The sequence below is a fragment of the Streptomyces sp. NPDC107575 genome (assembly GCF_055657265.1).
The window spans coordinates 159,876-173,778 of the sequence record NZ_JBVKBG010000011.1; the positions used below are offsets into that span (position 1 = coordinate 159,876).

Consider the following 13,903-nt stretch of genomic DNA (forward strand, 5'->3'; position numbering starts at 1 on the left):
GTGACGACCTTGACCGCCGCCGTGCGACGACGGCTGCTGTTGTTGATGGTGTGCTGCTACCTGCTGGCCGGGGTGGCGCCAGGACCCGGCGAACGGCTGCGCGCGTCCGCGCTGCACGTGCCGATGGTGCTGCTGGCGGTGATGCTGTTCAACGCGGGGCTCGGGGTGCGCCTCGCGGATCTGCGGGCCGTGACGGGCCGGCCCGTGCGGCTCGTGCTCGGGATCGCCGCCAACGCGCTGCTGCCCCTCCTGGTGCTGCCGGTCGTCGCCCTCTGCCTGCGCACCTGGCCCGATCCGGCGGAGGCCGAGGGGCTCGTGGTCGGGCTGATGCTGGTGCTCGCGATGCCGATCGCCGGGGGCGCCGCGTCCTGGGGTCAGACGGCGGGCGGCAACGTCCCGCTGGTCGTCGCGATGGTCATGGGCTCCACGCTGCTGAGCCCGCTCACGGTCCCCTTCGGGATCCGGGTGGCGGGGGCGCTCGTCGGCCCCGGTGGTACGGGAGCGCTGGACGACACTGCGCGGATCGACACGGTCGCCCGGACAGGGGCCGGGCTGTTCGCGCTGGTCGCCGTGGTGCTGCCGTGCTTGGCCGGGATCGCCGTACGGATCGTGCTCGGCGAGGGCCGGGTGCGCCGAACGCTGCCCTCCGTCACGGCCGTCAACCTGGGGAACATCCTGCTGCTCTGCTACATCAACGCGGCCGGCGCGCTGCGGCAGGCGCTGGCCCACCCGGACCCCGACCTGCTGGTGCTCGCGCTCGCCCTGTCGGGAGCGGTGTGCGCTCTGACGTTCCGCTGCGGCCGGTGGCTGTCCCGCTGGACGCGGTGCGACCGGCCCGACACGGTCTCGCTCACCTTCGCCACCGGCATGAACAACAGCAGCGCCGCCGCCGTGCTCGCGACCGGCTGGTTCTCCCACCGCCCCGAGGTACTGCTGCCGATCCTCTCGTACAGCCTGTTGCAGAAGATCGTGGCCGGGGCGGGGGGCCGGACACCGCGGCCCCGGGTGCACGGGGCCGCGGCCTAGATCATCACGGCTTGCGGGCCACCACCCCGTACTGGGCGACCTGCGTGGCCTCGTCGTCGCGCCAGCGCGCGCAGGAGACGAGGCCGGGCTCGACGAACTCCAGGCCGTCGAGGAACGCCGCGATCTCTGCGCCCGTGCGGGCGGTGATCGACGGCTTCGCGTTCTCGTTCCAGAAGGCCATGGCCGCCTCGTTGCCCTCCCCGCCCAGTTCGAGGGTGGGGTGGGTGAGCACCACGTAGCTGCCGGAGGGGACGGCGTCGACGAGCTCGCGCACGATGGACGCGGCCTCCTCCGTGTCGAGCACGAAGTTCAGGATGCCCAGGAGCATGACCGCGACCGGCCGGTCGAAGTCGAGGGTCTCGGAGGCCGCCTCGACGATCGCCCTCGGGTCGCGGGCGTCCGCGTCCACGTAGTTGGTCCGGCCCTCGGCGGAGCTGGTGAGCAGCGCGCGGGCATGGGTGAGCACGATGGGGTCGTTGTCGACGTAGACGACGCGCGCGTCCGGCGCGATGCGCTGGGCGACCTCGTGCGTGTTGTCGACGGTCGGCAGGCCGGTCCCGACGTCGAGGAACTGGCGGATGCCCGCCTCGCCCGCGAGGAAGGAGACGGCGCGGCCGAGGAACGCGCGGTCGGCGCGGGCGACCTCGCCGATGCTCGGGTACATGGACGTCACCATGTTGCCGACCTTCTCGTCGACCTCGTAGTGGTCCTTGCCGCCCAGCCAGTAGTTCCACACCCGCGCGTTGTGCGCGATGTGGCTGGAGATCCGTCCATCCGGCCTGGACCCGTCGGCGTCACTCATGCGATCTCCCTTGTACGTAGCCGGTCTCCGCTCAAGATCCCATCTTGGCACGGGAGTTCGATGAAGTGCGCGACGGGCCCGCCAGGACTACGCGTCCCGGCGCCGCACGGCCCACCAGCCGGCGAGCACCGCGGCCCCCGCCCACAGCGCGGTCACGGCGAGCCCGGCCCACGGTCCGAGGGAGCCCTCGGCGTGCTGGTGGAGGACCTGCTGGCCCGCGCGGTCGGGCAGGAAGTCGGCGACCGAGCCCGCGACGTCCCCGATGACGAAGGACACGATCAGCAGGAACGGAACGAGGATGCTCAGCACGGCGACCGCGCTGCGCAGCACGGCCGTGAGCCCCGCCGCGAACAGGCCCATGAGCGCGAGGTACACCCCGCCTCCGACGCAGGCCCGCAGCGCCCCCGGGTCGCCGAGGCCGATCGTGTACGGGCCCATGAACGCCTGGCCCACGAGGAACGCGGTGAAGCTGGTGACCAGACCGACGGCAAGGCCGCAGGCGCCGACGACCGCCGTCTTCGCGGCGTAGAAGAGGTTCCGGTTCGGCACGGCGGCGAGCGAGACGCGCAGCGCGTTGTTCAGGTACTCGGAGGAGACTGCCGTGGCGCCGAAGGCGAGTACGGCGATCTGCCCGAAGTTGAGGGCGTAGAAGGCTTCGAAGAGCAGGTCCCCGCCGTTGCCTGCCTCCTCCTGGCCGATCGTGGAGTACGTCAGGGTGGTGATGGCGAGCGTCACGACGAAGACGGCGAGCAGCGAGCCGAAGCTGCCGCGCAGCGATCTGACCTTGATCCACTCGGCGTGCAGTACGGCGTTGGCGGACATCCCGGCCATGGTCAGGCCTCCTGGAGGGGCGTGGCGGCGAACTCGGTGTCGTGCGCGGTGAGGGCGAGGTAAGCCTGCTCCAACGAGGCCTGTTCGTCGGCGAGTTCGAGGACGGGCACGCCCTCGGCGGCGGCGAGCGCGCCCACGTCGGCGGCGGTGGCACCCTCGACGTCGCAGCGGCCGTCGTCGGCGAGCGTCACCGTGTGTCCGGCGCGCACGAGCGCGGCTCTCAGGCGCGCGGGATCCGTGGAACGCACCCGTACGCGGCGTGCGCTGTGCGCGGCGATGAACTCCGCCATCGGGGTGTCGGCGAGGAGCCGCCCGCGACCGAGGACGACGAGGTGGTCGGCGAAGGTCGCGGTCTCGTTCATGAGGTGGCTGGAGACCAGGACGGTGCGTCCGGTGCGGGCGAGGTCGCGCATCAACTCCCGGATCCAGATGATGCCTTCGGGGTCCAGGCCGTTGGACGGCTCGTCGAGCAGCACCACTTCGGGGTCGCCGAGGAGCGCCGCCGCGATGCCGAGGCGCTGGCGCATGCCGAGCGAGAACGTCTTGACGCGCTTCTTCGCCACGGCGGCGATCCCGGCCTGTTCGAGCACCTCGTCGACGCGCCGCGCGGGGATCCGGTTGCTGACGGCCAGCGCCCGCAGATGATCGTGCGCGGTGCGGGAGCCGTGCGCGGCCTGCGGGTCGAGCAGGGCGCCCACCACGCGCAGCGGTTCGTCGTACGCGGCGTAGTGGCGGCCCCCGATGAGCGCGGTCCCCGAGGTGGGGCGGTCGAGGCCGAGGGCGAGGCGCATGGTGGTGGACTTGCCGGCGCCGTTCGGGCCGAGGAAGCCGGTGACACGGCCCGGCTCCACCTGGAAGGTGAGGCCGTCCACGGCGCGGGTCGTCCCGTACACCTTGGTGAGGTCCTGGACGTCGATACTGGTCATGTCCTCAGAATCGGCCGCGCCGGGGCTTCCGGGCCTCCCCCGCCCGTGGACTTCGCCTCCCCCGTGCGGGGGAGCCGGGCGGCGCGGGGCTGCTGGCACGATGACGGCATGCCCCGCTTCCTGAGACCGCTCGCCCGTGCGGTCACGTACACCCGCTGGCTGCATCTGCTGTGCTCGTCGGTGATCGCGTTCGTGTTCGCGATGGTCTACCCGGGGCTCTCCTCCCCCTCGGTGCGCGACTGGGTGCTCGTCTACGTGACGCCCGTGCCGCTGCTCCTGCTGCTCGGCACGATTCCGGTGATCCGGCGCTCGGAGGGGCTGCAGGCGCGGATGATGCTGTTCCCCGGCAAGCACGCGCGCGGGGCCGGCTCCGGTGCGGAGCGCGAGATCTCGGTGACGCCGTCGGCGTCGTGGCAGGACCGCGGCAGGACCTCGGCCTGGCTGGTGCTCCGGCTGTTCCTGGGGCTCTCGGTCGGCCTGTTCTCGGGTCAAGTGGCGTCAGTCACCATCGAGTTGGCCGGCGGCGCGCTGGACATGCGGGACGACTCGGTCTCGCCACTGCCCGTGCCGGGGGCTCCCTGGCTGTGCGCGGTGGCGATCCCCTTCGTTCTGCTCTTCCTCGTGTACGTGGTGGCGGGCGCGGGCCGGCTGACGGCCCGCACGGCTCAGGTGCTCCTCGGCCCGTCCGGCGCGGAGCGTCTCGCCGCGCTGGAGGAGCGCACCGAACAGCTCCTGGAGCGCAATCGCATCGCCCGGGAACTGCACGACTCCATCGGCCACGCGCTGACGGTCGCCGTCGTGCAGGCGGGCGCGGCGCGGGCGGCGGGCGATCCGGCCTTCACCGACCGGGCCCTCGACGCCATCGAGGAGACCGGCCGGGCCGCCCTGGAGGAACTGGAGCGGGTGCTCCTGGTGCTGCGCGAGGCGGAGCGGCCGGTGGGCAGCCGCCCCACGCTCCAGGAGGCGGACCGGCTCCTCGACTCGGCGCGGGCCTCGGGGGCGAAGGTGGAGGTGACGGTGTCGGGACCGCTGGAGACGGTGCCGGGGCCGGTGTCCCGCGAGGGCTACCGCATCCTCCAGGAGGCGCTCACGAACGTGCTGCGGCACTGCGGAACCGTGCCGGTCACCGTGACCCTCCAGGTCGCGGACGGGCGCCTCATCCTGGAGGTGCGCAATCCGCTGCCGCCGGGACGCGGCTCCGGGCAGGGCGGCACGGGCAGCGGGCTGCGCGGCGTACGCGAGCGCGCGGCGCTGCTCGGCGGGAACGCCCGGACGGGCCCCCTTGGCGACGAGTGGCAGGTTCACGTCGAACTGCCCGTCGGGTGATCATCGGGTGATCTAGGCTGGCGGCGTGCCGCTGACCGTCCTGCTTGTCGACGACGAACCACTCGTCCGCGCCGGCCTGCGCGCGGTCCTCGAGGCGCAGCCGGACATCACGGTGGTCGGCGAGGCCGCGGACGGCGCGGCGGTCGTCCCCCTGGTCCGGGAGCTGCGCCCCGACGTGGTCGCCATGGACGTCCGGATGCCGCTGCTCGACGGGATCGAGGCCACGCGCGCGGTGCTGCGCGGCGCGGAGCGGCCGCCGAAGATCCTCGTGATCACCACGTTCGAGAACGACGAGTACGTGTACGGGGCGCTGCGCGCGGGCGCCGACGGTTTCCTCCTGAAGCGGGCGCGCCCCGAGGAGATCGTGCACGCGGTGCGGCTCGTCGCGGCGGGCGAGTCGCTCCTGTTCCCCGCCGCGGTCCGCAAGCTGGCCTCGGAGTACGGGAGTTCGGCGGCCCGCGAGACGCTGGAGCGGGCGGCGCTGACCGAACGCGAGGAGCAGGTGCTGCGGCTCATGGCGCGCGGCCTGTCGAACGCCGAGATCGCCGCGGACCTGATCGTCGGCACCGAGACGGTCAAGTCGCATGTCAGCGCGGTGCTGACGAAGCTGGGCGCGCGGGACCGGACGCAGGCGGTGATCGCGGCGTACGAGTCGGGGTTCGTGGCGCCGGGATGACGTCCGACCTGCACGGTTTCGGCCGCGCGCGGCTGAGCACCGTACGTCACAGAGGTGCACCCGACTCTCGCCGCCGCCCGTGGCTGCGGGTACCATCCGGCGAACACGCGCGACTGCGGGGAGGACGACGGTGGGGCGGCTGACCGGCGGGGACCCCTCTCTGCTCAGGCGGATCAATTCCGCGGTGGTGCTGCACGCGCTGCGCTCCACCGATTTCGCCACGCTCACCGAGGTCACCCGCGTCACCGGCCTGTCGAGGCCCACGGTGGAGGGTGTCGTCGAGGGGCTGATGGTGGCCGGACTCGTCGTGGAGACCACGGTCGAGGAGCCCGGCACGCGGCGGCAGGGCCGGCCCGCGCGCAAGTTCCGCTTCCGCGCCGAGGCCGGGCATCTGCTCGGCCTGGAGATCGGCGCGCACCGGGTGACCGCAGTGCTCTCGGCGCTGGACGGCAGGGTGCTCGATTCTGCGTCCAAGGAGGTCGACGAGGCCGCACCGGCGGACGAGCGCCTGGAGAAGCTGCGCGGCACCGTCGCCGATCTGCTGCGCCACGCGGGCGTGGCCCGTGCCTCGCTGCGGGCGGTCGGTGTCGGCAGTCCGGGGATCGTGCGGGCGGACGGGTCGGTGCGGCTCGGCACCGCGCTCCCGGGCTGGACCGGGCTCGCGCTCGGCGAGCGGCTGCGGCGCTCCTTCAAGTGCCCGGTGCTCGTGGAGAACGACGCGAACGCGGCGGCCGTGGCCGAGCACTGGAAGGGTGCGGGGGTGGAGACCGACGACATGGTGTTCGTCCTCGCGGGCCTGAGCCCCGGGGCGGGCGCCCTGATCGGCGGCCGGCTGCACCGCGGCTTCGGGGGCGCCGCAGGGGAGATCGGCGCGCTGCACCTGCTGGGCCGCGAGGTGCGGCCCGAGGCGCTGCTGTCCACCACGGACGAGCCACTGCACCCGCTGGACGAGCTCGCCGTGGCGAAGGTGTTCACGCTGGCGCGCGAGGGCGACGACCGGGCGACGGCGGCGGTCGAGCGGTTCCTGCAGCGGCTCGTGCACGACGTCGCGGCGCTGGTGCTCGCGCTCGATCCGGAACTGGTCGTGGTGGGCGGCTGGGCCGCGGGCCTCGACGGCGTGCTCGAACCGCTGCGGCGGGAGCTGAAGCGCTACTGCCTGCGGCCGCCGCGGGTGACGCTGTCGACGCTGGGCGAGGCGGCCGTGGCCACGGGGGCGCTGCGGCTCGCGCTCGACCATGTGGAAGAGGAACTCTTCGCGACGGAGAGCACGGTCACGGCCCGCCGCTGAGCGCCGGCCGGGACGCTACGAAGCCCGCGTCTCCGGCGCGTGGTGGATCTCCACGCCCGCCGTGTCGCCGAAGGTGAGCCGGCAGGTGTCCGCGCGGTAGGTCGCCACCGAGACCGCGGCGGTCGTGCCGCGGCTGAAGTAGCGGGTCGTGACGACGAGCACCGGGGCGCCCGGCAGCCGGTCGAGCTCCTTCGCGTCGTCGGCGCGCGCCGAGCCCAGCTCGACCGCGCGGTCCTCCCCGTCGAGCCCGAGGCGCTGCAGCTCGCGCACGACCGCACGCGCGCGTGCGGCACCGGACGCGGCGTCGACCGCCGTCAGGTCGGGGTCCGCGCCGACGGGGACGTACAGCAGCTCGGCGGCGACCGGCTGGCCGTGCGAGACGCGCGTGCGGCGCAGGACGTGCACCTCGGTGTCCGGGCCGGTCTCCAGGGCCGCGGCCACGGCGCTCGGCGGGACCTCGACGGTGGAGTCGACGGCCTGCCACGCGTCCGCGCTGCCGCCGGGCCAGTCCCGGTCGTTCGACGCGACGGCGACGCCCATCCGGGGCGGTGCGACCGTGGTGCCCACGCCGCGGCGGCGCTGCAGTCGGCCTTCCAGCTCCAGCTGCTCCAGGGCCTGGCGGAGGGTCGCGCGGGCGACACCGAAGCGGGCCGCGAGGTCCCGCTCGTTCGGCAGGATCTCGCCCACCGTGAACTCGGAGTCGAGCGCATCGGTGAGCACGGTCTTCAGGTGCCAGTACTTCGGCTCCGGAGCCGCTTCCAACTGCGTGGTCCCCACCCTGTCCTCCGCAACAGCCGTGCCCTGGCGGCTTTTTATCGCCCTTGTTTATTAAAGGTTCCTGCCTATCCCTGCGAGAGTAGGACCGTTCTCGGAACTTGGTCAATACCAATCGTCGTCGCGGTTCTCACGTGCCGGAACGCACCAGGCCCGCCCCCGTGCGTACGACGGGGGCGGGCCTGGTCCCGAGACCGGGGCGGCGGCTAGGCGAGCGAGCCGAGCTTGTCCGGGTTGCGCACGATGTAGATCTGCTGGATGCGGCCCTCCTGCAGGCCGAGTTGGAGGACGGAGTCCGGCTTTCCGTTCCCTGTGACGAGCACGCCGAGGGTGCCGTTGAACTCCACGATGCTGAGCTCGAAGCCCTCGGCACCGCCCTGCCGCACGGCGCCCTGCACGAACCGGCCCACCTTGTCGGCGCTCTCGATGACCCGCAGCGGCGCCCTGGCCTTGCCGCCGCTGTCGCCGACGAGCCGGGCGTCCGGGGCAAGCATCGCCATCAGCCCGTCGAGGTCGCCCTCGGTCGCGGCGGCCAGGAAGCGCTCGGTGAGGTCGCGCTGCTGGGCCGGGTCGACGTCGAAGCGGGGCCGGCGCTCGTCGACGTGCTTGCGCGCGCGGGCCGCGAGTTGCCGCACGGCGGCCTCGCCGCGCTCCAGCGTCCCGGCGATCTCCGCGTAGGTCAGGCCGAAGGCCTCGCGCAGCACGAACACCGCGCGCTCCAGCGGCGAGAGGGACTCCAGGACGACGAGCACCGCGAGCGACACGGAGTCGGCGAGCACGGCCTGCTCCGCGGTGTCGGGCACGGTGGGCCCGAAGTCGGTGACGAGCGGCTCGGGCAGCCACGGCCCCACGTAGGACTCGCGGCGCGACTGGACCTGGCGCAGCCGGTCGATGGCGAGCCGGGTGGTGACCCGCACCAAGTAGGCGCGCGGTTCGCGGACCTCCGCCCGGTCGGCCCTGGACCAGCGCAGCCAGGCGTCCTGCACCACGTCCTCGGCGTCGGCGACGCGGCCCAGCATGCGGTAGGCGACGCCCATGAGGACGGAGCGGTGCTCTTCGAAGTCATCGATCCCTGTGTCGGTGGCCACGCTCCCATCCCATAGGACGCGTCGACCGGTGTCCAGCGGGCGCACGACTACTTCGGCCACTCCCCTTGAACTGAGTGCTACTGAGCGGTAATTGTTGCTGACAAGGAGTCTAAGGAGACCGTCGCGGCGTGGCGGGGACAGGGAGCGAGCGACATGGCCACAGAGGCGTCCTTCAGCATCGAGAGCGCCGGAGGGCCCCGCACCGTGCGCCTCGCGTACGAGCGCGCGGGCAGCGGTGAGCCGCTGCTTCTGCTGCACGGGATCGGGCACCACTGGGAGGCCTGGCAGCCCGTGCTGCCGATCCTCGCGGCGGAGCGGGACGTGATCGCGGTGGATCTGCCGGGCTTCGGGAGGTCGCCCGCGCTGCCGGAGGGGCTGGCGTACGACCTGGCGGGCGTGATCCCCGTCCTCGACGCGTTCTGCCGTCATCTCGGGATCGAGCGGCCGCACGTGGCGGGGAACTCGCTGGGCGGGCTGCTCGCCCTCGACCTCGGCCGGGAGAATCTCGTGCGGTCCGTCACGGCGCTCTCCCCCGCCGGGTTCTGGACCGGGGCCGAGCGGCGCTACGCCTTCGGGACGCTGCTCGCGATGCGGGCGGGCGCGCGGGCCATGCCGGTGCCGGTGATCGAGCGGCTCTCCCGCACCGCGGCGGGGCGCGCGGCGCTCACCAGCACCATCTACGCGCGGCCCGGCCGCCGTTCACCCGAGGCGGTCGTCGCGGAGACGATCGCGCTGCGGGAGGCGACCGGGTTCCGGGAGACGCTGGAGGCCGGGCGTTCGGTGCTGTTCCGGGACGACATCCAGGAGCTGCCGGTCACGATCGCGTGGGGCGTCAGGGACCGGCTCCTCGTGCGCCGCCAGGGCGTCCGCGCCAAGCAGGTCATCCCGGGGGCCCGCCTGATCAAGCTTCCCGGCTGCGGGCACGTCCCGATGAACGACGACCCGGCGCTGGTGGCGCGGGTGATCCTCGACGGCAGCCGCTGAGTTCACAGGCGCCGGCCGCCGCGCGAACACCCCCGAGCCCAGGGCGACCCCGGCGGCGACGAGCGCGCTGCCCGCGCCCTGGGCGATGCCGTACGTCCCCGAGCCGACCAGCGGCGCGGTGCAGGCCGCGGCGACGGGGATGAGCCCGGAGAACAGCGTGGCCCGCTCGGCGCCGATCCGCTGCATGCCCATGTACCAGCACACGAAGCCGACGACCGTGACGACCACGGCCTGCCAGGCGAGCGCCGCGAACTCGGCGCCGTCCGGCCTGCGCAGCCAGGAGCCGCCGTCCACGACGATCCCGGCGACGGCCGCCTCCACCGCGGCGATCCCGCACACCGCGCAGGACAGCAGCCGGGGGCCGAGCGGGCGCAGCACCGGCACGGCGAGCACCGCGAAGCCGACCTCGCCCAACAGCGCGCAGACGGAGAAGGCGATCCCGGCGAGGTCCGTGCGCCCCCAGCCCTGGACCGTGAAGGCTCCGGCGGCCACGAGCAACGCCCCGTAGAGAACGGCCCGTTGCGGCCGCACTCCGCTCAACAGGGGCACCAGTACGGCGACCACCACGGGCGCGCATCCCACGAAGACGCCGGGTACCGCCGGTTCGGCGGAGCGTTCCGCGGCGAGGACCGCGAGGTTGAAGCCCACCATGCCGACGGCGGCGAGCAGCGCGAGCCGGCCCCACTGGCGCGGCGTCAGCCGCTTCAGCGGGCGCAGACCGCCCCTGCCGACGAGCGGCAGAAGCAGCAGGCACGCGACGGCGTAGCGGAGGAACTGGCCACCGGCGTACGGGTAGTGGCCCAGGACGCTGTTGGCGGTGAAGGAGCCGCCCACGAGGACGCAGGCGAACGTGGCGAGCAGGGAGCCTCGAAGCGAAGTGGCGTTCATGGAGGCGACGTTAAGAAGGACGGGTGGTCCGTCACGAGGTCCATTCGCACGGCCGTATCGGGGACCAATCCCGGACGCCCGGGGCCGCCGTAGGGTCCCGGTATGACACAGCCGCCCGCCCCGGAGGCCCGCGAACCCTCCTCCCCCGCCTGGGAGTTGCTGCTGCCCGCGTCGTCCGCCCCGGCACGCGCGCGTGGTCGCTCCCTTCAGTCCGCGCTGCGGGAAGCCGTGCGTTCGGGGCGGCTCACGCCCGGCACCCGGCTGCCGTCGAGCCGGGACCTGGCGCGGGACCTCGGGGTGTCGCGGGGCCTGGTCACGGAGGCGTACGAGCAGTTGACCGCTGAGGGGTATCTGCGCGCCGGGCGGGGTGCGGGGACGTGGGTGGGCGAGGCGGCGCGGGCGGCAGCGCCGGGCGCGAGCGACCTGGCACCCCGCCCGTCGACCGGTGTGCGGGCCGACTTCGTGGCGGGCACCCCGGACCTGTCGCTGTTCCCGCGCGCGGCGTGGTCGGCGGCGCAGCGCGCGGTCCTGGCCGACCTTCCGCACCACGCCCTCGGCTACCCGGACCCGCGCGGCCTCCCCCGCCTGCGCACGGCCCTCGCCGAACTGCTCGCCCGGCGGCGCGGCGTGGTGGCCGACCCGGAGCGGATCATCGTGTGCTCCGGGGTGACGCAGGCGGTGACGCTGCTCGGCATCGTGCTCCGCGCGCGGGGGCAGCACGGCATCGGTGTGGAGAGCCCCGGGAGCCCGCAGTACGAGAACCTGTTCGCGACGGTGGGCGCGCGGGCGGTGCGCCTCCCGATGGACGCCGAGGGGCTCGCCATGGGGCCGCTGCGGGAGTCCGGGGTCCGTACGGCGGTCACCACGCCGTCGCACCACTTCCCGTCGGGCATCGCGTACTCGGCGCACCGCAGGACGCAACTCCTCGCCTGGGCGCGGCGGGTGGGCGGCCTGGTCGTGGAGGACGACTACGACGGCGACTTCCGCTACGACCGCGCTCCCGTGGGCGCGTTGCAGGGGCTCGACCCCGAGCACGTCGCGTACACCGGCTCGGTGAGCAAGTCGCTGGCGCCGGGGCTGCGGCTCGGCTGGCTGGTCGTGCCGGACGCGCTGACCGACGAGGTCGTCGCGCGCAAGCGCTACATGGACCTCGGCAACCCGGCCCTCGACCAGGCGGTGCTCGCCCGCTTCGTCGAGCGCGGCGATTACGACCGCCAGCTGCGCCGCTGCCAACGCGCCTACAAGGAGCGCCGCGACGCCCTGGTGACGGCGCTGCGCGAGCACCTGCCCGGCACCGAGGTGTCCGGCATCGCGGCCGGCCTGCACGCCATCGCCACGCTCCCCGAGCGGTACGGCCCCCGCCAGGAACTCCTGGACCGCTGCGCGTCCGCCGGAGTGTCCGTCCGCGCGCTGGAGCACTACGGAGGAGGCGGCCCGGGCGACGGCGTGTCCCTGGTGATCGGCTATGCGCATCTGCCCCCGGCCCGCATCGCCGAGGGGGTACGTCTCCTGGCACAGGCGGCTGTGCGCGCCCGGTTCCCTTGACGGTGGGGACAGTTGTTCACTTGGGGTTCGCGTGTGCGCCGTGGCGCCGCAGTAGGAGTGGCAGCGCGGCGCCGCGCGCAGGCCATGGCACCGTGCTGTCGTCGAGACCGTCACTGGAGGCGTCCATGTCAGACCGTCCACAAGCTCCCCTGCCCGGCCGTCGCGGCGTGCTGCGCGGCGCGCTCGCCACGTCCGCGGCGCTGGCCCTTCCGGCGATCGGCGGGGCGGCCGCGCCCGCGTTCGCGCTGTCCGGGCGGCCGAAGGCCGGCTGGGGCGTCCAGGCGGGCGACGTGGGCGCGCACTCCGGGCTCGTGTGGGTGCGCTCGGACCGGCCCGCGCGGATGGTCGTGGAGACGTCGGCCACCGACTCGTTCAAGAAGGTGACGAGATGGCGGGGGCCGCTGATCGGACCCGACACCGACTTCACCGGGACGACCCGGCTGCGCGGTCTGCCGCCCGGCGAGCAGATCCACTACCGGGTGCGGCTCGCCGACCCGGACGACCCGCGGCGCACCGGCGAGCCCGTCGAGGGGACCTTCCGCACGGCGTCGGTGTCGCGCCGGGACGGGGTGAGGTTCCTGTGGTCGGGTGACATCGCCGGGCAGGGTTGGGGCATCAATCCGGACCGCGGCGGCTACCGCGTGTACGAGGACATGCGCGCCCTCGACCCGGACTTCTTCCTGTGCAGCGGCGACAACATCTACGCCGACGGCCCGATCCTGCCGAGCGTGACGCTGCCCGACGGGCGGGTGTGGCGCAATGTGACCACCGAGGAGAAGTCCAAGGTCGCCGAGACCCTCGCCGAGTTCCGCGGCGCGTTCCGCTACAACCTGCTCGACGAGAACCTGCGCCGCTTCAACGCGCAGGTCCCCACGATCACGCAGTGGGACGACCACGAGGTGCACAACAACTGGTACCCGGGCCAGATCCTCAGCGACGAGCGCTACACGGAGAAGAACGTCGACGTGCTGTCGGCCCGTTCGCTGCGCGCGTTCAGCGAGTACTTCCCGATCTCGACGCTGCCGCCGGGCGACGCGGACGGCCGCGTGTACCGGGTGCTGCGGCAGGGCCCGCTGCTGGACGTGTTCGTGCTGGACATGCGGACGTACCGCAACGCGAACTCGACCGGCAGGCAGACCGAGGACGCGACCGGGATCCTCGGCGCCGAGCAGCTCGCGTGGCTGAAGCGGGAGCTGTCGCGTTCGCGCGCCGTGTGGAAGGTGATCGCCTCCGACATGCCGCTGGGGCTCGTCGTCCCGGACGGCACGAACTTCGAGGCGGTCGCGCAGGGCGACCCGGGCGCGCCGCTCGGGCGCGAGCTGCAGCTCGCCGAGCTGCTGCGGCACATCAAGCACGAGCGGATCACCGGCACGCTGTGGCTGACGACCGACGTGCACTACACGTCGGCGCAGCACTACGAGCCGTCGAACGCGGCGTATCAGGACTTCGAGCCGTTCTGGGAGTTCGTGTCGGGGCCGCTCGCGGCGGGCGGGTTCAAGGCGCTGAAGCTGGACGGGACGTTCGGCCCGCGGCAGGTCTTCATCAAGGCGCCGGACCGCAACAACACCTCGCCGGCCGAGACCCCGCCGTACTTCGGCGAGGTCGAGATCGACGGCGGCAGCGGGGAACTCACCGTACGGCTGCGGCAGGAGGGCGGCGACGTGCTGTTCTCCCAGACCTTGCAGCCGGGGCGGGTGGGCCAGTGACCCACCGGAGGCCTGGCGTCCGAAAACCGACATAAGCACGCTT

Annotated in this window: 12 protein-coding genes and 1 pseudogene; 7 read left to right on the forward strand and 6 right to left on the reverse strand. The window is 73.5% G+C overall.

What is annotated here, in order from left to right; translation table 11 throughout:
* Positions 1 to 1,026, forward strand: a complete 1,026-nt coding sequence (locus ACZ7L4_RS39690) for a bile acid:sodium symporter family protein (RefSeq protein ID WP_472109925.1) — start codon at positions 1 to 3, stop codon at positions 1,024 to 1,026.
* A 4-nt stretch (positions 1,027 to 1,030) separates the two neighbouring features.
* Here the strand turns inward: ACZ7L4_RS39690 and ACZ7L4_RS39695 are convergent, their stop codons facing one another.
* The 3 genes from ACZ7L4_RS39695 to ACZ7L4_RS39705 all read right to left on the reverse strand — a co-directional run bounded on the left by ACZ7L4_RS39695 (position 1,031) and on the right by ACZ7L4_RS39705 (position 3,585).
* A complete protein-coding gene (locus ACZ7L4_RS39695; protein ID WP_472109926.1) occupies positions 1,031 to 1,828 on the reverse strand; it encodes an SAM-dependent methyltransferase in 798 nt (265 codons plus the stop codon).
* Positions 1,829 to 1,915: 87 nt separating this feature from the next.
* On the reverse strand, positions 1,916 to 2,650 hold the full coding sequence (locus ACZ7L4_RS39700) for an ABC transporter permease (RefSeq protein ID WP_472110025.1): 735 nt from the start codon (positions 2,648 to 2,650) through the stop codon (positions 1,916 to 1,918).
* Positions 2,651 to 2,661: 11 nt separating this feature from the next.
* Entirely contained in the window at positions 2,662 to 3,585 is a 924-nt protein-coding gene (locus ACZ7L4_RS39705) for an ABC transporter ATP-binding protein (protein WP_472109927.1), read from the reverse strand.
* A gap of 108 nt (positions 3,586 to 3,693) precedes the next feature.
* Here ACZ7L4_RS39705 and ACZ7L4_RS39710 point away from each other — a divergent pair, with 108 nt between their 5' ends.
* The 3 genes from ACZ7L4_RS39710 to ACZ7L4_RS39720 all read left to right on the forward strand — a co-directional run bounded on the left by ACZ7L4_RS39710 (position 3,694) and on the right by ACZ7L4_RS39720 (position 6,875).
* Positions 3,694 to 4,911 (forward strand): sensor histidine kinase, encoded by a 1,218-nt coding sequence (locus tag ACZ7L4_RS39710; RefSeq protein WP_472109928.1) that lies wholly within the window; start codon positions 3,694 to 3,696, stop codon positions 4,909 to 4,911.
* A gap of 25 nt (positions 4,912 to 4,936) precedes the next feature.
* Positions 4,937 to 5,587, forward strand: a complete 651-nt coding sequence (locus ACZ7L4_RS39715; RefSeq protein WP_399238251.1) for a response regulator — start codon at positions 4,937 to 4,939, stop codon at positions 5,585 to 5,587.
* A gap of 130 nt (positions 5,588 to 5,717) precedes the next feature.
* Positions 5,718 to 6,875, forward strand: a complete 1,158-nt coding sequence (locus ACZ7L4_RS39720; protein WP_472109929.1) for an ROK family protein — start codon at positions 5,718 to 5,720, stop codon at positions 6,873 to 6,875.
* 15 nt (positions 6,876 to 6,890) lie between these two features.
* Here ACZ7L4_RS39720 and ACZ7L4_RS39725 read toward each other — a convergent pair whose 3' ends face one another.
* Positions 6,891 to 7,652, reverse strand: a complete 762-nt coding sequence (locus ACZ7L4_RS39725) for a GntR family transcriptional regulator (RefSeq protein WP_472109930.1) — start codon at positions 7,650 to 7,652, stop codon at positions 6,891 to 6,893.
* A 203-nt stretch (positions 7,653 to 7,855) separates the two neighbouring features.
* Positions 7,856 to 8,737 carry an RNA polymerase sigma factor SigJ gene (gene sigJ, locus ACZ7L4_RS39730; RefSeq protein ID WP_472109931.1) on the reverse strand — a complete coding sequence of 294 codons (882 nt, stop codon included), beginning with the start codon at positions 8,735 to 8,737 and terminating at the stop codon, positions 7,856 to 7,858.
* Positions 8,738 to 8,890: 153 nt separating this feature from the next.
* On the opposite strand from sigJ, the gene ACZ7L4_RS39735 reads away from it, so the two are divergent.
* The gene (locus tag ACZ7L4_RS39735; protein ID WP_472109932.1) at positions 8,891 to 9,721 is read left to right on the forward strand and encodes an alpha/beta fold hydrolase; all 831 of its coding nucleotides are present in this window, start codon (positions 8,891 to 8,893) and stop codon (positions 9,719 to 9,721) included.
* Positions 9,722 to 9,772: 51 nt separating this feature from the next.
* On the opposite strand, the pseudogene ACZ7L4_RS39740 reads toward ACZ7L4_RS39735, so the two are convergent.
* Positions 9,773 to 10,609, reverse strand: a pseudogene (locus ACZ7L4_RS39740) (DMT family transporter); the annotation flags it as partial.
* Between the two features lie 102 nt (positions 10,610 to 10,711).
* On the opposite strand from ACZ7L4_RS39740, the gene pdxR reads away from it, so the two are divergent.
* Together pdxR and ACZ7L4_RS39750 are read left to right on the forward strand one after the other, a co-directional pair.
* Positions 10,712 to 12,154, forward strand: coding sequence for a MocR-like pyridoxine biosynthesis transcription factor PdxR (gene pdxR, locus ACZ7L4_RS39745; protein ID WP_472109933.1), 1,443 nt, complete (start codon positions 10,712 to 10,714; stop codon positions 12,152 to 12,154).
* Between the two features lie 125 nt (positions 12,155 to 12,279).
* On the forward strand, positions 12,280 to 13,860 hold the full coding sequence (locus ACZ7L4_RS39750) for an alkaline phosphatase D family protein (protein ID WP_472109934.1): 1,581 nt from the start codon (positions 12,280 to 12,282) through the stop codon (positions 13,858 to 13,860).
* Positions 13,861 to 13,903: the final 43 nt, after the last annotated feature.

What these genes read in the sequence shown, in the direction of transcription:
- ACZ7L4_RS39710 (WP_472109928.1), top strand. Translation starts at nt 3,694, where the DNA reads ATGCCCCGCTTCCTGAGACCGCTCGCCCGTGCGGTCACGTACACCCGC.
- ACZ7L4_RS39700 (WP_472110025.1), bottom strand. Translation starts at nt 2,650, where the DNA reads ATGTCCGCCAACGCCGTACTGCACGCCGAGTGGATCAAGGTCAGATCG.
- ACZ7L4_RS39735 (WP_472109932.1), top strand. Translation starts at nt 8,891, where the DNA reads ATGGCCACAGAGGCGTCCTTCAGCATCGAGAGCGCCGGAGGGCCCCGC.
- ACZ7L4_RS39695 (WP_472109926.1), bottom strand. Translation starts at nt 1,828, where the DNA reads ATGAGTGACGCCGACGGGTCCAGGCCGGATGGACGGATCTCCAGCCAC.
- ACZ7L4_RS39705 (WP_472109927.1), bottom strand. Translation starts at nt 3,585, where the DNA reads ATGACCAGTATCGACGTCCAGGACCTCACCAAGGTGTACGGGACGACC.
- ACZ7L4_RS39750 (WP_472109934.1), top strand. Translation starts at nt 12,280, where the DNA reads ATGTCAGACCGTCCACAAGCTCCCCTGCCCGGCCGTCGCGGCGTGCTG.
- pdxR (WP_472109933.1), top strand. Translation starts at nt 10,712, where the DNA reads ATGACACAGCCGCCCGCCCCGGAGGCCCGCGAACCCTCCTCCCCCGCC.